We start from the raw sequence: 18,057 nt of genomic DNA on the forward strand, positions 1-18,057 counted from the left end.
AGAAAGCCCGGGGCCTATTGGTTAGGTCCCGGGCTTTTCTTTAAGTGATTATACTTCTGTATTTTGAAGCTTTTTCTTCTTCGCCATTTTTTCACGTTCGTTCTTATTCAAGTATTTTTTACGAAGACGAACATTTTCAGGCGTTACTTCGCAATATTCATCATCATCAAGATACTCAATGGCTTCTTCAAGCGTCATTTGGCGAGTTTTCTTAATTGTATTCGTCGTATCTTTGTTCGCTGAACGGATGTTGGTCAAATGTTTCTCTTTTGTGATGTTAACGGTAAGATCGTTTTCACGGTTGTGTTCACCAACGATCATTCCTTCATACACTTCTGTACCAGGTTCAACGAAAATGGTTCCACGATCTTCAAGGTTCATGATTCCATAAGTGGAGGCTTTCCCTTTATCAAGAGAAACCAGAACACCTTCACGACGTCCACCGACTTGACCCTTTACAAGTGGGGCATAGCCATCAAAGGTATGGTTCAAGATTCCGTAGCCGCGTGTCTGCGTCATGAACTCTGTGGAATAACCAATCAGACCACGAGATGGTACTAAGAACTCAAGACGGACTTGACCATTCCCATCATTGACCATATCCTGCATTTCACCTTTACGGTAACCAATAGATTCCATAACCGCACCTTGGTATTCGGCAGGAGTATCGATTTGAACACGTTCTACCGGTTCACACGTTTGACCGTCGATCTCTTTCAGGATAACTTTCGGCTTGGAAAGTTGAAGTTCATAACCTTCACGACGCATGTTTTCCACTAGGATGGAAAGGTGAAGTTCACCACGTCCTGAAACCGTAAAGGCATCCGGCGAATCTGTTGGATCGACACGTAGGCTGACATCCGTCTCAAGTTGTGTCATCAAACGCTCTTCGATTTGACGGGACGTTACATATTTACCTTCACGCCCGGCAAACGGACTGTTGTTAACAAGGAATGTCATTTGTAGTGTCGGTTCGTCAATACGAGGGATTTCCATCGCATTCTGGTGTTCAGGTAGACACACAGTTTCTCCGACGTTGATATCTTCCAAGCCAGCAAGGGCGATAATATCTCCCGCTTTGGCTTCTTCGATTTCAACACGTTTCAAACCGATGAAACCGAACAACTTGGAAACACGGAAATTCTTCACCGATCCATCCTTCTTCATCAAGGATACTTGCTGGCCTACTTTGATTGAGCCATTAAAGACACGCCCAACTCCGATACGGCCAAGATAATCATTATAATCAAGCAGCGTCACCTGGAATTGTAAGGGATCTTCTTTTGTATCAACGGGAGCAGGGATGTTGTTCATGATCAATTTGAAAATCGGATCCATTGTTTCCTGCTGATCCTCTGGTTCATCTCCTGAGGTTCCGTTTAATGCAGAAGCATAAACGACAGGGAATTCCAGCTGCTCATCATCAGCGCCAAGCTCGATGAACAGATCAAGAACTTCATCGACAACCTCATCCGGGCGAGCATTCGGGCGGTCGATTTTATTCAAAACGACAACCGGTGTCAATTTTTGTTCCAATGCTTTTTTCAACACAAAACGTGTTTGAGGCATACAGCCTTCATAAGCATCAACTACAAGAAGTACACCGTCAACCATCTTGAGAATACGTTCCACTTCTCCACCAAAGTCAGCGTGACCCGGTGTATCTAGAATATTTATACGCGCATCATTATAATTGATGGCGGTATTTTTGGCTAAAATCGTGATGCCGCGTTCTTTTTCCAAATCATTAGAGTCCATAGCGCGCTCATCGACATGCTCGTTATCACGGAAAGTTCCGGAATAGTGAAGCATTTGGTCGACCAATGTTGTTTTTCCGTGGTCAACGTGTGCGATGATCGCTATATTACGAATATCGTCTCTGTGTTGCATGAAGCACACACCTCTTTCGTATCACAAATTATTCAACCCTTCTATTATAACATAGTTCTATTACCATAGATACCGGCTTTACATATCGTTAACATCAGGAATCTAAGTACATCCTCTTAACTAGCTAGCAGCTCCACTGTTATAGTCTTACCTTTTAAGCCTGACCCCCCATTTATTCCCAGGTGTACAAGGTACAACATAGAGATTATTGCGTAAACGGTGCAGGAAAGAGTACAATATAGGGCAGTTCGTACCTGGTACCAATATGTACGATTAACGCCCCAGGTATTCAGTATTTTAGGAAATTAGGTGTAGAAATGAAGACGAAACGTATGGGGGATTGGCTTGAAGTCATCATCCCTGAACATTGGGACGGGTTTACGGTCGAAAAAATCCTGAAGAAGGAATGGAATGTACCAAGAAAGTTGATGCATAGTTTCCGTTCCAACAAAGAAGTGACTTTAAACAATGAAAGCCCTCATTGGAAAACAGCTAAAGTAAAGAGTGGTGACATTCTTCGGGTCCGGCTTTTTCGCCCGCAAACACTGGAAGTTACCCCGACATATATGGATATTGACGTCATCTACGAAGATGACCATATGCTGGTGGTCAATAAACCTGCAGGTGTGTTCACACATCCGAATACACCCCATGACCATGATACTCTTGTTAATGGAGTAGCTTTTTATTTTCAAATGAATGGCATTGAGGCAACGCCGAAATATGTCCATCGTCTGGACCGGGATACCTCGGGAGCCATCCTTTTTGCTAAGCATGATCTTGCTATTGCCATGCTCGGAAAAGAGTTACAGGAGCGTAAAATTAAAAGAACGTATTTAGCATGGGCACACGGGAAGCTGAAACCACGTCGCGGCAAGATCGAGCAACCGATCGGTAAAGACCGCCACCATCCTGTAAGAAGAAGAGTCTCGCAAGGAGGCCAGCATGCGGAAACGCATTACGAAGTTCTCTCATACGAAGGCTCTCATGATGCTTCTTTAGTGAAATTACAGTTACAAACCGGCAGGACCCATCAAATCCGAGTCCACCTGAGTCATATCGGACACCCGCTCCTAGGTGATGAAATGTACGGAGGAGAAGGAAGCATCGATTACAAACAAGCTCTTCATGCTGCGAGGCTTACGTTGATTCACCCGTTCACAGAAAAGGAAATCCAGTGTCTTGCCATGCCAGCAATAGATTCCCCATTATTTACAGATGAACAAGTGAAGTCGCTAGACCAATCCTCTTCATAAAAGAAGCCGCTCCCGAAAGGAGCGGCTTCTTTTCATTTGATTGAATCATAGAGTTCGTCATATTTCACAGCACAGGAGAGGTCAAGTTCTGTAAGACCCTTTGCATTCCAGGAAGTAAGCTTCAAGGTCACCATTTTATAGTCAATGCTGATGAATGGATGGTGTTGAATGTCCTCAGAATATTCGGCGATATGATTAACGAACTGGACGCCCGTCAGGAAATCACCAAACCGGTACCGCTTGACAATGAATTTTTCATCCGTAAGCTTCCAACCGTCTAACTGTGAAACCCGTCGTTCCTTTTCTTCTTGCGGGATCAATTTTTCTTCCATCATTCTCACCTCCTCTTAAACTAAATCCATGAATGACTCAAGGTCAGAAAGGCACAATTCCAATGCATGCACCCAAAAATCTTTCTCTTCTAAATCTACATCCAGATGTTTCTTCGCAAGGTCCTCCACATTCATCCTTCCTGTATCCTGCAGCAAAGCGATATAGCGATCTTCAAACGCAGGACCAACTTCGAGTGCCTTCGCGTAGATTCCCATGCTGAAAAGATACCCAAAGGTGTATGGGAAGTTATAGAAAGGGACATCTGTGATGTGGAAATGCAACTTGGAAGCCCAGAAGGTCGGATCGTATTCGTCTAACGTGTGTACGTAAGCTTCTTGCTGGGCCTCTGTCATTAACTCGTTCAGTCGCTCTGTTGAAACGACCCCCTGCTTGCGCTCTTCATAAAAACGCGTTTCAAATAAGAACCGTGCATGGATGTTCATGAAGAAAGCGACACTTCGCTGGACTTTATCTTCCAGTAAAACCATTTTTTCAGCTTCCGTAGACGCCTCTTTAACGGCCGCATCTGCTACAATCATTTCTGCGAACGTCGAAGCTGTTTCCGCAACGTTCATCGCATACCCTTGATTCAGCTCGGGTAATTCATTCATGACATGCTGATGATAGGCATGACCAAGTTCATGCGCTAGTGTAGCTACACTGGACGGACTGCCTGAATACGTCATGAAAATTCTTGTTTCCCCACTGTCCGGGAAGCTTGTACAAAAACCACCCGGTTGTTTTCCAGAGCGGTCCTCTGCTTCAATCCACCTTTTTTCAAAAGCCATTTCTGCAAAATCCGCCATTTTGGGACTGAACTTCCTGAACTGTTGGATAATGAACTCTGCTCCTTCTTGGAAGCTCATTTTCTGATCGGCCTCTCCGAAGGGGGCTTCTACGTCATAAAAGCTCAAACGTTCAAGCCCTAACTTTTCTGCTTTCTTTTTCATATAGGGAACGTAATGCTTTTTATATTCCGTAATCGTCTCCCACATGGCATTCAGTGTTTTTTCGCTCATTCGATTGTAGTCGAGAGGCTCTTTTAAAACATTCTCCCATTTGCGGTGTTTGTAAGTCTGGAGTCTGAAACCGGACAAATGATTTAAGGTCTCCGTGAACAAGTCCGAAGCCTCTCCCCAAGTTTCCTGCAGTTTATCAAACGCTTCTTTCCTCACCGAACGGTCCGGGTTGTCCAGGCGATTCGATGCTTGTCCCACAGATAACTTTTCCCCGTTCATCTCAATGGATAACTTCGCGACAAGGGCATCGTACATTTGTCCCCACGCATGATAACCATCCACACCCAAGTCATTGATGAGAGATTCTTTTCCTACTTCTAATTTGTCCTTAGCAAGAGAACGCCTCTCATTCAAGACAAAGGAAATTGCTTTAAAAGGGGCCTGATTCAATAAGGATTTCCATACATCATCATCTACCTGAACAAACACCTGGTCCATTTCAGTCAGACCGTTACCTAAACGTGCACCCAACTCACTTCTTTTCGATTGCCACATATTCGCTTTTTTATCCTGAACATTTTGTGCACTTAAACAGCTCACAAAGGCCCCGAATTCACTTAATTTCTTAGATACTACCTGCAAAATCTCTACAATTTTGTTGAGTTCTTCTGTTTGGTCCGTATTTTTTGGAGGTGTAAACGTACGAATGGCTGCCTCCAAATCATCCATATATCGTTCGGTTTTCCTTACATAATCTTTCAACTCTTCCGAATCACTTCCTCCTCGGAAAATGGAGTCTAAATCCCAAGTCAATGCATAAGTTCCCATCATGACTTCCCCTTTCTTCTATGTAGATTCTTCCATTAAAAAGTCCTCTTCCATTATATCAGAATTTTCTAACCTTCTCTTATATCGCTCTGTTTCCCATATCCCTCATATTTTGTCACATTTGGTTGAAATGTTTTTGATATGTTATTGTAATACAAATGAAACTTTTCTGAGTATTCAATCGTATTACTAAGTAGAATGTATTTATTAGTCCGCTCTGTTCTTAATACCAGTCATTCGAAAGGGGATAATTATTATGAAAAAAAGAATTGAATACGATGCCACGGAGATTGCAAGTGTTGCAGGAGGATCGACGATTCTAACCGTCCTTCTCTATTTAACCATTTATATATTATAATTAAGCTACAAGCTCCCTTCCTACGGGAGCTTTTTTTATTAACCCTTCCTTTATATAAGCTCCCGTTTGTGGAAGACTCAGTTTCGAGATTTTTGTTGGGTGTATGGGGGCTGCGGGGAATGACTCGCTTTCCGCGGGAGCGCGGTGAGCCTCCTCGGACTGCGTCCTGTGGGGTCTCACCAAGCACTTTTTTCCCGCAGGAGTCTCGCCATTCCCCTCCGCCCCCTTGCCAAGGAAGATTCTCGAAACCACTACCAAAAGGTCAGCTCATATAATTATGGGAAGTGGGTTATAGAACACCTCCATAACACTTAAAAGCTTAATCCACAGCGGTTTATACCTCTAACAGTTGGATAGTGAAAGACCCTCCAACTTGGTACATGGGTTCATTTCTCCCTTACACTGAAAGGGGTGGTTGGGAAGCTGCGAGACTCCCGCGGGAATGGATTGGCTGGCGAGACCCCGCAGTGCGTAGCACGAGGAGGCTTGCCGTCATCCCCGCTGGAAAGCGAGTAACTTCCCAGCCACCCCTGACGCCCAATAGCGTAACGAACCCCGAAAATACCTCGAAACTGAGTCTTCAATTACCCTGCCAATTAGTTGAGTAACTCTGCTTCATGTGTAACCTTTTTGGTTAGTTTTCCAGGGAATTTCTCATTATAATAGGAAATAGTCGATTAAAGTGAAGGAGGATTCCGTTTGTTTCAAGACCATCACGGGTATCAGCGCATGCTGCAACCAGACAAAATCACATTTGGCTTGACCATTCCCATAGAAAATTATCACCAGTCCCCTCCAGAGATGAATAATCAAATACAAATGGCGCAACTCGCTGAAGATCTAAACTTTCATTCTCTTTGGTTCCAGGACGTTCTATTGGAAGATCCTACGTTTGAAGACCCCGCGACAGGGCAGATTTTCGATAGTTTGATCTACTTAACATATCTTGCTGCCCACACGAAAAAAATTAACTTAGGGACAGCGGCCTTGGTCATGCCACTCCGCCATCCTTTAAGAACAGCAAAAGAAGTAGCGAGTATTGAAAAACTATTCCCTGAGCGACTGATGTTCGGAATTTCTTCAGGAGATCGAAGGAAAGACTTTGAAGGGCTGGATATCCCAATTATGGAACGGAGTGAATGGTTCAGAGAAGCATTCCATGTTTTCAATGAGGCCATATACAATGAATTTCCGGAAATTCACTCTTCTTTCGGTAAGATGAATCGTTCAAACATTGTACCAAAGCCCAAAAAGCGCATCCCCACTTTTATGACAGGCTATTGCCAACAGACACTGGACTGGGTTGCTGAACATGGAGATGGATGGATGTTTTATCCCCAACGGCCAGCCCAGCAAAAAGAAACGATCTCTCAGTACAGAGAAAAAGTGAAGCATTACCACGGCGAATCAGCCTTCCGTCCGTTCTTTATGCCACTTCCTTTGCAGCTCGAAGAAAATCCAGATGCTCCTATTGAAAAAATACCTGCCGGATATAAAGTAGGGAGAAACGGATTGATGGATTTGATTGAGCAATATCGTTCCATCGGTGTTAACCATTTAATGTTCGGTTTATCCCAAAATAAAAGACCTGTAAAGGAAGTGGTGCAGGAGCTGGGAGAAGAGGTTCTCCCCGTATTTAAAATCAGATAATCACAGAATGAAAGGGAGATTGATTTGACCAAACCGGAAATATTACTCGTTGGAACTTTTCATATGTCCATGAATCCTGAAATGGTCAATGAACAACAGGAGGAAATTCACGAAATTGTTCGTTCACTGAAAGAATTCAAGCCGACGAAAATCACCGTCGAAAAACCTTTCTTAGTAGAAGAAGAGCTGGATCGTAAATATAAAGCTTTTAGAAATAACACCCTCACGCCCACCTACGACGAAGTCGAACAATTTGCTTTTCGCCTTGCCGATGACTTAGATCTACCCTCCATTTATCCTATTGATGAAGTGGTAGACATGTCCACGCCGACATTAAACCAAGTCTTTGAATGGGCGAAAGAACATCAACCTTCCTTATTCAATGAAATCATGGAAGTTCAAAAACGACTCAAGTCGATGGAAAACAATGAAACTATAAAAAGCATTCTTCAATATGTGAATGATCCAGAATATAGCAAAGAGCTTCAAAGGGTCTATATGAAGTTAGCACGAGTCGGTGACCGACAGCATCAAGTGGGGGTCCATTGGCTAAAGCAGTGGCATCATCGTGATTTGGCGATTGCCGCCAATATATCAAGAATATCCGGGAAGAACGACCGCATTCTCGTTCTCATCGGCGGAGATCACCTGCACCTTCTGCAGCAGTTCTTAACAGACAGCGGTGATTTTAAAGTGCGTTCTGCAAGTTCCTATCTACCCAGCTGATGCTTACTCGAAAGCATAATAAAAGAGGTTCCCCAAAATCATCAGGGGAACCTCTTTTCTCATTAGTCTTGATCAGGTTTATCTTCGAGGGCTTCCAGAGCCGAGCGTTTTTTCTTCTTCTTACGGTTTTTCCAACGTTTGATATGAATCGTACTTGGTTCATAATCATCAGATTCGCGAATATCTGTGTTGGAAGCTTTCATGAACGACCAAGCAAGTAAGAACATAATCACAATCAGCGGGAATCCACCGACGATACTTGCTGTTTGCAATGTATCCAATCCTCCAAGGAACATAAGCGCGAGTGGCATTAAGCACAAGGCGAAGGCCCAGAACAGACGGTTCCAACGTAATGGTTCACCTTCTACATTCTTCTGCACGACTGAAGCAAGAATATAAGAAGATGAATCGAAAGTCGTTGCAAGGAAAATGATCGCTAGAATGGTAAAGATTAATACCATGAATTTCGCTAACGGAAGTTGGTTGATGATTTCAACAATGGTCGCAGGTGCACCATTCGCATCCATAAAGGCGATGGCATCGAACTGTCCTGTCAACTGCATGTACAAACCGAAGTTCCCCATAATTCCGAAGAATAGTACACAACCGAGCGTTCCGTATACCATTGTTCCAAGTACCATCTGACGAATCGTACGTCCTCTGGAAATACGTGCAACAAACAATCCGACAAACGGAGCGTATACAAGCCACCAAGCCCAGTAAAAGATGGTCCAATACTCTGGGAAGCTTGTTTTTTCAAATTGGCCTAAATTTCCGAAAGGCTCCATCCAAGTTGCCATCTTGAAGAAATTATCTGCCAAAATTCCCAACGCGTTGAACGTAGTCTCACTGATGAACCGTGTCGGGCCAAAGATGAAGATAAAAGCCAGCAGGAATATGGATAGCCATAAGTTCACATCACTGAGGACTTTAATCCCTCGCTTAAGCCCTGAATAGGAGCTGATTGCGAAGATCAGAGTACACAATAGCATTATGACTGTCTTAAGACCTAAATTGGCCGGGATACCAGTCAGGCTATTGATTCCTTGAGCAATCATTGGTGTACCGAGAGCAAGCGTCGTTCCTGCTCCTCCCAAAAGTCCAAACATGAATAACACATCAATGACATTTCCTAAAGGACCGTCAACGGAATCACCTAATACGGGGCGGACGGCTTCACTTACTTTAAGTACAGGTTTCTTTCGAACGTAATAAAAATAGGCAATCGGAAGGGCCGGAAGTGTATAAATCGCCCAGGCGATTGGTCCCCAGTGGAACATTCCATAAGCTGATGCCCATTGGATCGCCTCTTTAGATCCCGGTTCTATGCCAAAAGGCGGGCCTTGATAATAATACGCCCATTCAATAACCGCCCAGTATAAAATACTGGAACCAATTCCAGCGGCAAACAGCATGGCTGCCCATGAGAATGTATTGAATTCAGGCTTTTCACCTTCATCCCCTAGTTTAATCGATCCATTTTTACTAAAAGCAACATAAACAAGGAAAGCGAAAATAACAAAGCCCATAATCATATAAAGGACACCAAAGTTTTCCGTCATGAACGTATTTGCTTGAGATACCACCTCTTTACCAGCTTCAGGGAAGATAATTAGTGGTAACGTGACACCAAGTAACAACACCAAAGCGCCGATAAACGTTGGCCAATCAATTAATTTTGTTTTCAAATGACATACATCCTTTCCACTTCTTCTTGATTTAGTTTGTTCTGCGTGAGGTAATTCATTCAACTTTGCGAGGTTATGTACCGGAGAAAACACGAGCTTTATTCTAACAAGTGTAAAGACAGAAGGCAAATGAGGATGTATGTTCAATACCCTATCTAGTAAAAAATTAACATGATTCCTGTCGTTATTTGACAAAAATAAAGAAAAAGTGGAAAGTTAAAAGAAAGATACCGCGCAGATGAGGTGGAAAATTGTGTCCGAACAGAAGAAAAAGTGGGATGATTTTCTAAATCCTTTATACTTCCCACTCTTCACCGCCATACCTGTGGAAGGTTGGCTTACATTCAAACCTTCTCCCTTTTCCGGAGTTGAAATAACATTATATATCATCGGTGTGCTTTTTTTAATTTTTGCAGGCACCGTCGAAACTAACAGTGAGGAAGGAAAACACAGAGCCTTCGGTTACCTTTACTTAGTGTCCGCCTTAGTATTTGGCAGTATGGGGCTGTTCAGATGGCTTGCCTAAAATTAAATAAAAAACAACCACGGAAGAATCATAGGCACCAAGATGATAATGGTGACAATTAACCACGCACTTGGATTTTCACTAGTCAGTTGTTTTCGATAGGACATTCCCCAAGCTAAAAATAATAGAGCTGTCATCATAATGCTTCGCAAATGGAACTCCCCATCTTTATTGTTCATGAAAATATAGACGGCACCTTCGGCAAAAATGAGAATGCCGACGATAATATTAAAAATATGTGTAAACCATTTATTCATGGATCACAACCTCCTTTACATCCTCTATTATCTTTATCCTTTCCAAGTATATTACAACCTCATCCCAAAGGAAAAGAACCAAAACATCCATATAAAATGCCCCATCTACATTCTTACCATCCACTCATTCAACCATATGGCAGGATTGTTAAGGGTGGGAAAATAAAAAGCCAATTGGAACATCTGTTCCAATTGGCTAGAGTGTTTCGATTAATCCCTTAAGGTCCTTAGTCATTTCGTACATTGTGCCGCTCTCACGGAGAATTTCCCAATAACCTTCGTAGAAAAACACTTCTAATAACGTATCTCCTTCGCATGAAAGCTTAAGTGCCCCTTCCACTTCTGAGGTCAGGGACGACTCTTTCAAGGGCGGACTGTCTTTCATCTCTTCCAGAATCTTTCGGACTTCCTGTTCCTGCTCCAGTTTGTATGTTGTTCTTTCTGTTTCTAAATCATAGTATGTAATCGTGACAGGTCTTTCATATTCAGTCCAATGATAGGGAGTAATATGATCTTGGTTGAATACTATTGGATTAAAAAAATACCTTTGGTCGATGTATATGTAGGCACTCAACACGACAAGGATAAGACTTCCAAAAATGAATCGTTTTTTTCTCATTCTCCCACCTCTTCATAAATTCCATGCATCTGCATCTATCTTGTATACGCATAAAAAGAGGATAAGGTTTCATATTTTCAAAATAATTCCTTTTTTAACAAAGAAAAAAGGCGGAATCAGATTTCCGCCTTTTTCTTTCTTATAGTTTTGGGTAACCCAAGACTGTTTTCACTTCTAAATATTCTTCAATACCATAATCGCCCCATTCTCTTCCAATACCAGACTGTTTATAACCACCAAATGGTGCGGCAAAGTCTGCTTTCGCATCATTGATTTTCACTCGGCCAGCTCGAATGCTGGATGCAACCTTTGCAAGTGTCTGTTCATCTTCACCAAAGACATAGCCTGCGAGTCCATATTTCACATCATTGGAAAGCTCAATGGCTTCTTCAATCGTGTCGTAGGTGATCAAGCAGGTAACTGGTCCGAATATTTCTTCTTGTGCGATGACCATATCGTTATTCACATTTGTGAATACGGTAGGCTTGGCATAATAACCTTTATCTAATCCCTCAGGCTTCCCTGTTCCTCCTACCAGAAGAGTGGCGCCTTCTTCCTGTCCTTTTTCAATATACGATTGAACAGTATCCCATTGCTTTTTAGAAACCAATGGACCAATATGATTGTCTCCTTGAGGGTCCCCGACAGGGAATTCAGGAAGTACTTTTTTGACAGCTTCTTCAAATGAACCTTTCATAGAGGAAGGTACAAGTACCCTTGTGGCAGCAGAACAAACCTGTCCGCTATTTGTAGCAATATGGCTGACAGCGGCCCTTGCTGCTTTTTCAACATCAGCATCTTCAAGCACGACTAACGGGGATTTACCTCCCAGTTCCAGTGCAACGTTAGCGATACGTTCAGATGCGTTCTGCATGATTTTTTGACCTACAGCACCAGAACCTGTGAAGGATACAAAGTCAATATCTGGATGGGAACTGATGCCATTACCGATAACAGAACCCGATCCATTCACTAAGTTGAAAGCTCCTTTAGGTACACCGACCTTATCAAAGATTTCAGTTAAAATAATGGCCGCAAAAGGGGTCAATTCTGCTGGCTTGGCAACAACGGGACTTCCCGCAGCAAACGCACTCGCAATTTTTGTTGAAATTTGGTTTGTAGGAAAATTCCATGGGGTTATTAAACCACTGACGCCCACGGAATCTTTCATAACCGTGTGGCCTCCACGATCTTCAATAAATGAGAAGTCTCTTAATGATTCTGCGGCTTGTGAAAAATGATTATACCCCATCATGTAATGTACGTTCTCTGAGATGGATTTTGGAGAACCCAACTCTTGTGTAATCGTCTCAATGATTTCTTCTTTTCTGTTCTCATATTCAGCAGCTATGTCTTCCAGCATTTTTATTCTTTCTTCTTTAGTGGTTTGAGAGAAAGATGGAAAAGCATCACGTGCCGCCTGAACTGCCTTATCCAAATCTTCCTTCGTACCAAGACTAATGGTACCGATGACTTCTTCTGTTGCAGGGTTGATGACATCTTCTGTTTCATTGCCTGTGGATTCTACCCATTCACCGTTTATATAATGCTTTAAATAGTTACGCATTTTCATTTCTCCTTTATATAAAGAAATTTTATGTTACGTGTTACATGTTGAATGTATCCGAATTCTCCCAATTCGAAACATATGACTGCTTTCCAAACGGCTTTCACTGGACTATAATGGGGAAAATAATAAGGAAGGATGAGTGTTGATGACTTCGACCAACCAACAAATTCAACATTACTTGACCAGGAACGAGGATAAAGCCCGCTTACTCGTCAGTTGCCCAGACAAGCCAGGAATCGTTTCCAGTATCTCGACATTCCTCTATGAACATGGAGCAAACATTGTGGAATCGAATCAATTTACAACAGATCATGAAGAAGGAACCTTTTTCTTACGCATCGTATTCGCAGCAGAAAATATGAAGTCCAAAGAACCAACGATGAAGGCAGACTTTCATGACCTTGCAGAACAATTTGAAATGACCTGGAGAATGACTTTTCTTCATGAATTGAAGCGTACGGCTATTTTTGTATCCAAAGAACTCCATTGCTTGCGTGAGCTTTTATATGAATGGGAGAGTGGCGACCTCGTTACGGACATTGCGCTTGTTGTCAGTAACCATGAATCAGCAAGAGAAATTGTCGAGTCTTTTGGAATCCCTTTTTATCACATTCCTGCAAACAAAGACATCCGAGAAGAGGTAGAAGAAAAACAGCTGGATCTGTTAGAAGAATACAACATCGATTTGATTATCCTAGCTAGATACATGCAAATCCTCACTCCTAAGTTTGTAGACAGGCATCCATCCAAAATCATCAACATTCACCATTCCTTCTTGCCCGCATTCATTGGTGCTAACCCGCACAAACGGGCTTACAAACGTGGGGTCAAGTTGATTGGTGCCACCTCCCATTATGTGACCGACGACCTCGATGAAGGACCGATCATTGAACAAGATGTGATTAGAGTCGATCATAGAAACAGTGTGAATGACCTCAAGAAAAAAGGGCGGCTGATCGAGCGCAGCGTGCTGAACAGAGCGGTCAAATGGGCCCTTGAAGATCGTGTCATCGTTCATAAAAATAAAACCATCGTCTTATAACAAAAAGGACCTGACCGGCTATGTCAGGTCCTTTCTTCTGTCCGTATAATAGATAGGTAAATTCCCTGAATTCCCACATAAAATAGGATAAGCATCTTAAAAGGGGGGACAGGGATGATCCATATCGTAAAACCGGGGGAAACATTGGCACAAATATCAAGAGATTATCGTACACCGTTGAGGGATATTTTGGCAACAAACCAAATCGCAAACCCGAATATGATTTTTCCAGGGCAACAAATCAACATTCCAGGCTTTCCAAATCCAGATACCATACCTTATCGAATTGATGTAACCACAACCAAACGCCAATTGCGTTTGTACAAAAATGGCGCCTTGCAAAAAGAGTTTCCTATTGCCGTGGGACGAATACTTTCAGCGACCCCTGTCGGAAACTTTTTCATCATCAACAAAGCTCCAAATCCAGGTGGTCCTTACGGGACTATGTGGATGAGTCTATCCAAGCAACATTATGGCATTCACGGAACAAACAATCCTTCCTCAATCGGAAAAGCCGTTTCCAAAGGATGTATCCGCATGTTTAATAAAGATGTGGAAGAGTTAGCAAGGACGATCCCTGTGGGAACCCCGGTTACTATTCATCCTTAAGTAGAAAAAAGCCAGTGGATATCCACCGGCTTTTTCTTTTCATTCCAACTCCGCTCGACTTGTCACCTTTACTCCCTTTAAAGCTTGTGTAGCAAGTCGGTCCGCCTCACCGTTATCCTTCCTTGAAATAACTTCAAACGAAGGGGCAATTCCCATCTCCTTTAATTTTTCATCAATACGGTCAGCCCAATCATTTAAAGCCTTTTCCATCGTAGGCCACTCATCATTCAGTTGATTAATCACAACTTGAGAGTCTCCTACGAACCGAACAGGGATATGATGGACCCCCATAAAATCCAGTTCTTGAATGGCTAAATGTAAGGCCGCGTATTCCGCCTCATTATTTGTATCCAATTCTTCAACAAGGGCATTTACTCGTAGACGCATCGCTTTCCCGCTTTGATTATAATAAATGACACACCCAAGGCCTGCTTTACGGTCTTTTATTTCATATCCACCATCAAAATAGACGGTGATCTCATGAGGCTCCGTTTCAAGATCATCCAAATATTTTTGGAGATCCTTCCGCTTCCATGTTGTATCATAATCGTCGATAAAGGTAATAGATTTGGCGCGTCCTGTCTTTTCCAAATCTTCGGTTATTAACAAGGCCTGTCCAATGGTCATCTTTTCTGATCTAAAAAAAGCTTCTGTTTTCTTCGGGGTTTTATATGTAACTTCCAGTCTGATTTTCACCCGCACTCCACCCTCCTTCAAAAGTATTTCCATGTATTTATTATGGTCTAATCATCTAAGATTATTTTTAGCCGAGGGGTTTATAAAAACCTGTCGCTCTTCCTTTAAAACCAAAGGAATGATAGACATCATGTGCCTTCTTTCTTTCCGCTCTATTTCCACTATTCAACATGATGGTTTTCGCTCCCTTAGTGATTGCCCATTCATCAGCCTTTTCCATAAGCATCCTTCCTATCCCTTTTCCTTGTGCTGTCTCACACACAACAAAAGCGATGATCCTCACGTGGGGGTCATCTGTGTGGTAAGCTTCATTGAAGGTCAGCCCAATCATGCCAAGCAATTCCCCATTCGCCTCATAGACGAAGGTTTGGTAGTGTTCTTTAAATAATATGCTTTCCAATCTGTACTTCATCTGTTCTTTACTTGATGGGTAACCTAGGGCATCCATTAAGGGGACAAGCCCTTCCGCATCTTCAAGCTTTACACTCTGAATCATCTGTCCCTCCTCACTCCCTTCACTAAATATTTCCTTTTCAGCATAACAAACCTGAAGGCCTTTCTCGACCTTCAGGTTTGTTATGTTTTATTTATTTCATCACTTTCTCTTTTTGGCGAAGCTCCACTCTTCGTATTTTTCCAGATGTCGTCTTCGGCAATTCTTGAATGAATTCCACTCTTCTAGGATATTTGTAAGGCGCTGTCAGTTCCTTTACATGATTTTGTAGATCTGAAACAAGTTCTTCATTTCCTTCAAAACCTTGTTGAAGGACAATATAGGCCTTTACAACATTTCCTCGAACTTCATCAGGGCTTGCAACAACGGCACATTCCTGGACAGCTTCATGTTTGACAAGAGCATCTTCTACTTCGAACGGGCCGATGGTATAACCTGAACTAATGATGATATCATCACTCCTGCCTTCAAACCAAAAATAACCTTCTTCATCCATCTTAGCCTGGTCTCCTGTCACGTAATAGTTACCTCGTCGGGACATCTTCGTACGTTCAGGATCTTTATAATACTCCTTAAATAAAGCTGGGGTATCAAGGTGTACCGCAATGTCTCCTACCTCACCAGCCTCTACAGGCACACCCATCTCGTCAATGATCTCGACCTGATTCCCTGGTGTTGGGCGCCCCATCGACCCAGGGCGTACTTCCATATCCTTCATAATTCCGACGAGAAGTGTATTTTCTGTCTGACCGTAACCATCTCGTACTGTTACATCATAATGTTTTTGGAACGTGTCAATGACTTCACGGTTTAATGGCTCTCCAGCAGAAACCGCACTATGCAGTCCTTTTAATTTATAATCAACTAAATTATCAACTTTAGCCATTAAACGATACTCCGTTGGCGTACAACAAAGAACATTCACATTATGTTCATCCATCATGCTTAAATATTTTTTGGGATCGAACTTCCCTTGATAAATCAGACCTTTAGCCCCTGTTCCGAGCACCGAAAGAAACGGACTCCAAATCCACTTCTGCCAGCCAGGTCCAGCTGTTGCCCAAACCGTATCTCCATCTTGGATCGCCAACCATTTATCAGCAGCTGTCTTTAAATGAGCATACCCCCACCCATGTGTATGGACAACACCTTTCGGGTTACCTGTTGTACCAGATGTGTAAGAAAGGAAAGCCATATCATCTCTTGAAGTATCAGCAAGTAACAACTCCTCACTATTGTCATCCATAAGAGAATCAAGATCATACCATTTCTCTTTCGCCCCACCTACAGAAAAAGTGATTAACTCATCAAACTCATGAACGCCATGGAACTGATCTGTATAAGGGTGATAGCTGACTACCCCTCTCACTTCTCCGTGAGAAATTCTATACTGCAAATCTTTCGTCCTCAGCATTTCAGAACTTGGAATAACAACAAGTCCTACTTTAAGAGCTGCTATATACACTTGATAAGCTTCAATCAAGCGAGGAATCATGACGAGTACTTTATCTCCCTGCTTCAACCCCTGCTCAAGGAAAGCGTTTCCAATTTTATTCGCATTTTTCATTAACTCTTCATATGTAATTTCTTTCTGGTCACCTTGTTCGTTCAACCATAACAAAGCTTTTCTCCCTATTTCTTTCGCGTATTTCTCCATTTCAGAAACAACATTATATCTTTCAGGAGCAATCAGTTCTTCTCTTTTCATATTAGGGCCTCCTTTTTAATGAGCGACTGTTCAGTTTGTCCAATTCTATTATAGCAATTTTTCTTAATATTTCAAATAATTAATCATACATAATCCCCAACTAACGCTCTCTTTAGTTGAAGACTCTGTTTCTAGACTTATGTTGAGTAGATGGGGACTGCGGGGAATAGCTCCTTTACCATGGAAGGTTCTCGAAACCCCTACTATAAGGTCAGCTCGTTTGATTATAAGAAATGGATGATAGAAAACATTCCCCAGCATGGAGAAGCTTGATCAATAACGCTTCACACCAGTTGGATAGTGGAAGACCATCTAACTTGGTAAAAGGGTTCGTTTCTTCCATACATCGAAAGGGGTGGTTGGGAAGCTGCGAGACTCCCGTGGGTGAAGGAGTCAGGTGAGATCCCGCAAGACGCAGTCCGAGGAAGCTCACCACGTCCCCCACAGGAAAGTGTTCAAATGCGGAATTGCCCTGGTAGACACGACTGGCATAAGCAGCACAGCGAAGGAATGTGCCCTTTCATTCCTTCGCTGTGCTGCTTATGACGCGAGTGTCTGGGCGATGGAGCTAGACGAGTAGCTTCCCAGCCACCCCAGGCGCTCAACACGGTAACGAACCCCGAAACATCTCGAAACTAAGTCTTCCGGAATCCTGCCAATTAGTTGAATAAAGAGGAGTATTTGAGGGTATGGTACATATACTTGAATTGACAAATTATTTTAACTATTCTTATAATACGTGTAAGCATAAACAGGGAGTGATCAGCAGTGGAAGCTCGCCCCGTCCGCAAACAGCCTGGACTTAGCAAGTATCAGTTAATACTCATATCCGCCATCATGGTAGCTGCATTCTTATCTATATCCATGATTACAAAAAATTTCAACTAT

At 42.6% G+C, this 18,057-nt stretch carries 16 protein-coding genes; 6 read left to right on the top strand and 10 right to left on the bottom strand.

Annotated elements, in window-relative coordinates; genetic code table 11:
• Window positions 1–48 precede the first annotated feature (48 nt).
• Entirely contained in the window at window positions 49–1,890 is a 1,842-nt protein-coding gene (typA, locus tag J0K78_RS15645) for a translational GTPase TypA (protein ID WP_160916378.1), read from the bottom strand.
• A 317-nt stretch (window positions 1,891–2,207) separates the two neighbouring features.
• Here typA and J0K78_RS15650 point away from each other — a divergent pair, with 317 nt between their 5' ends.
• A complete protein-coding gene (locus J0K78_RS15650; RefSeq protein ID WP_206947876.1) occupies window positions 2,208–3,146 on the top strand; it encodes an RluA family pseudouridine synthase in 939 nt (312 codons plus the stop codon).
• A gap of 32 nt (window positions 3,147–3,178) precedes the next feature.
• Here J0K78_RS15650 and J0K78_RS15655 read toward each other — a convergent pair whose 3' ends face one another.
• Window positions 3,179–3,478 (bottom strand): 4a-hydroxytetrahydrobiopterin dehydratase, encoded by a 300-nt coding sequence (locus tag J0K78_RS15655; RefSeq protein WP_206947877.1) that lies wholly within the window; start codon window positions 3,476–3,478, stop codon window positions 3,179–3,181.
• Window positions 3,479–3,493: 15 nt separating this feature from the next.
• Window positions 3,494–5,269, bottom strand: coding sequence for a M3 family oligoendopeptidase (locus tag J0K78_RS15660; protein ID WP_370551153.1), 1,776 nt, complete (start codon window positions 5,267–5,269; stop codon window positions 3,494–3,496).
• 1,084 nt (window positions 5,270–6,353) lie between these two features.
• Between J0K78_RS15660 and J0K78_RS15665 the strand changes: the two genes are divergently transcribed.
• The gene (locus tag J0K78_RS15665) at window positions 6,354–7,274 is read left to right on the top strand and encodes a TIGR03571 family LLM class oxidoreductase (RefSeq protein WP_206947925.1); all 921 of its coding nucleotides are present in this window, start codon (window positions 6,354–6,356) and stop codon (window positions 7,272–7,274) included.
• 24 nt (window positions 7,275–7,298) lie between these two features.
• The gene (locus tag J0K78_RS15670; protein WP_206947879.1) at window positions 7,299–8,000 is read left to right on the top strand and encodes a DUF5694 domain-containing protein; all 702 of its coding nucleotides are present in this window, start codon (window positions 7,299–7,301) and stop codon (window positions 7,998–8,000) included.
• 62 nt (window positions 8,001–8,062) lie between these two features.
• Here J0K78_RS15670 and J0K78_RS15675 read toward each other — a convergent pair whose 3' ends face one another.
• Window positions 8,063–9,688 carry a BCCT family transporter gene (locus J0K78_RS15675; RefSeq protein ID WP_206947880.1) on the bottom strand — a complete coding sequence of 542 codons (1,626 nt, stop codon included), beginning with the start codon at window positions 9,686–9,688 and terminating at the stop codon, window positions 8,063–8,065.
• 253 nt (window positions 9,689–9,941) lie between these two features.
• Here J0K78_RS15675 and J0K78_RS15680 point away from each other — a divergent pair, with 253 nt between their 5' ends.
• On the top strand, window positions 9,942–10,214 hold the full coding sequence (locus J0K78_RS15680; RefSeq protein ID WP_242517915.1) for a hypothetical protein: 273 nt from the start codon (window positions 9,942–9,944) through the stop codon (window positions 10,212–10,214).
• A gap of 2 nt (window positions 10,215–10,216) precedes the next feature.
• On the opposite strand, the gene J0K78_RS15685 is transcribed toward J0K78_RS15680, so the two are convergent.
• From J0K78_RS15685 to J0K78_RS15695, 3 genes are all read right to left on the bottom strand, one after another.
• Window positions 10,217–10,471, bottom strand: a complete 255-nt coding sequence (locus tag J0K78_RS15685) for a hypothetical protein (RefSeq protein WP_206947882.1) — start codon at window positions 10,469–10,471, stop codon at window positions 10,217–10,219.
• 196 nt (window positions 10,472–10,667) lie between these two features.
• Window positions 10,668–11,090: a hypothetical protein gene (locus J0K78_RS15690; protein ID WP_206947883.1), complete on the bottom strand. Its 423-nt coding sequence runs from the start codon at window positions 11,088–11,090 to the stop codon at window positions 10,668–10,670.
• Between the two features lie 139 nt (window positions 11,091–11,229).
• Window positions 11,230–12,657, bottom strand: a complete 1,428-nt coding sequence (locus J0K78_RS15695) for an aldehyde dehydrogenase family protein (RefSeq protein WP_206947884.1) — start codon at window positions 12,655–12,657, stop codon at window positions 11,230–11,232.
• Between the two features lie 148 nt (window positions 12,658–12,805).
• Between J0K78_RS15695 and purU the strand changes: the two genes are divergently transcribed.
• Window positions 12,806–13,702, top strand: a complete 897-nt coding sequence (gene purU / locus J0K78_RS15700) for a formyltetrahydrofolate deformylase (RefSeq protein ID WP_206947885.1) — start codon at window positions 12,806–12,808, stop codon at window positions 13,700–13,702.
• 114 nt (window positions 13,703–13,816) lie between these two features.
• The gene (locus tag J0K78_RS15705; RefSeq protein ID WP_206947886.1) at window positions 13,817–14,311 is read left to right on the top strand and encodes a L,D-transpeptidase family protein; all 495 of its coding nucleotides are present in this window, start codon (window positions 13,817–13,819) and stop codon (window positions 14,309–14,311) included.
• A 39-nt stretch (window positions 14,312–14,350) separates the two neighbouring features.
• On the opposite strand, the gene J0K78_RS15710 is transcribed toward J0K78_RS15705, so the two are convergent.
• The 3 genes from J0K78_RS15710 to mbcS all read right to left on the bottom strand — a co-directional run bounded on the left by J0K78_RS15710 (window position 14,351) and on the right by mbcS (window position 17,169).
• Window positions 14,351–15,007 (bottom strand): reverse transcriptase-like protein, encoded by a 657-nt coding sequence (locus tag J0K78_RS15710; RefSeq protein ID WP_206947887.1) that lies wholly within the window; start codon window positions 15,005–15,007, stop codon window positions 14,351–14,353.
• A gap of 67 nt (window positions 15,008–15,074) precedes the next feature.
• Window positions 15,075–15,503, bottom strand: a complete 429-nt coding sequence (locus J0K78_RS15715) for a GNAT family N-acetyltransferase (protein ID WP_206947888.1) — start codon at window positions 15,501–15,503, stop codon at window positions 15,075–15,077.
• A gap of 91 nt (window positions 15,504–15,594) precedes the next feature.
• Window positions 15,595–17,169 carry an acyl-CoA synthetase MbcS gene (gene mbcS, locus J0K78_RS15720; RefSeq protein WP_206947889.1) on the bottom strand — a complete coding sequence of 525 codons (1,575 nt, stop codon included), beginning with the start codon at window positions 17,167–17,169 and terminating at the stop codon, window positions 15,595–15,597.
• Window positions 17,170–18,057 lie beyond the last annotated feature (888 nt).

The organism is Halobacillus sp. GSS1 (genome assembly GCF_017307035.1).
Taxonomy (GTDB): Bacteria; Bacillota; Bacilli; order Bacillales; family Halobacillaceae; genus Halobacillus; species Halobacillus litoralis.

What these genes read in the sequence shown, in the direction of transcription:
- typA (WP_160916378.1), bottom strand. Translation starts at nt 1,890, where the DNA reads ATGCAACACAGAGACGATATTCGTAATATAGCGATCATCGCACACGTT.
- purU (WP_206947885.1), top strand. Translation starts at nt 12,806, where the DNA reads ATGACTTCGACCAACCAACAAATTCAACATTACTTGACCAGGAACGAG.
- J0K78_RS15660 (WP_370551153.1), bottom strand. Translation starts at nt 5,269, where the DNA reads ATGATGGGAACTTATGCATTGACTTGGGATTTAGACTCCATTTTCCGA.
- J0K78_RS15690 (WP_206947883.1), bottom strand. Translation starts at nt 11,090, where the DNA reads ATGAGAAAAAAACGATTCATTTTTGGAAGTCTTATCCTTGTCGTGTTG.
- J0K78_RS15685 (WP_206947882.1), bottom strand. Translation starts at nt 10,471, where the DNA reads ATGAATAAATGGTTTACACATATTTTTAATATTATCGTCGGCATTCTC.
- J0K78_RS15705 (WP_206947886.1), top strand. Translation starts at nt 13,817, where the DNA reads ATGATCCATATCGTAAAACCGGGGGAAACATTGGCACAAATATCAAGA.
- J0K78_RS15665 (WP_206947925.1), top strand. Translation starts at nt 6,354, where the DNA reads ATGCTGCAACCAGACAAAATCACATTTGGCTTGACCATTCCCATAGAA.
- J0K78_RS15715 (WP_206947888.1), bottom strand. Translation starts at nt 15,503, where the DNA reads ATGATTCAGAGTGTAAAGCTTGAAGATGCGGAAGGGCTTGTCCCCTTA.
- J0K78_RS15695 (WP_206947884.1), bottom strand. Translation starts at nt 12,657, where the DNA reads ATGCGTAACTATTTAAAGCATTATATAAACGGTGAATGGGTAGAATCC.
- J0K78_RS15650 (WP_206947876.1), top strand. Translation starts at nt 2,208, where the DNA reads ATGAAGACGAAACGTATGGGGGATTGGCTTGAAGTCATCATCCCTGAA.
- J0K78_RS15655 (WP_206947877.1), bottom strand. Translation starts at nt 3,478, where the DNA reads ATGGAAGAAAAATTGATCCCGCAAGAAGAAAAGGAACGACGGGTTTCA.
- mbcS (WP_206947889.1), bottom strand. Translation starts at nt 17,169, where the DNA reads ATGAAAAGAGAAGAACTGATTGCTCCTGAAAGATATAATGTTGTTTCT.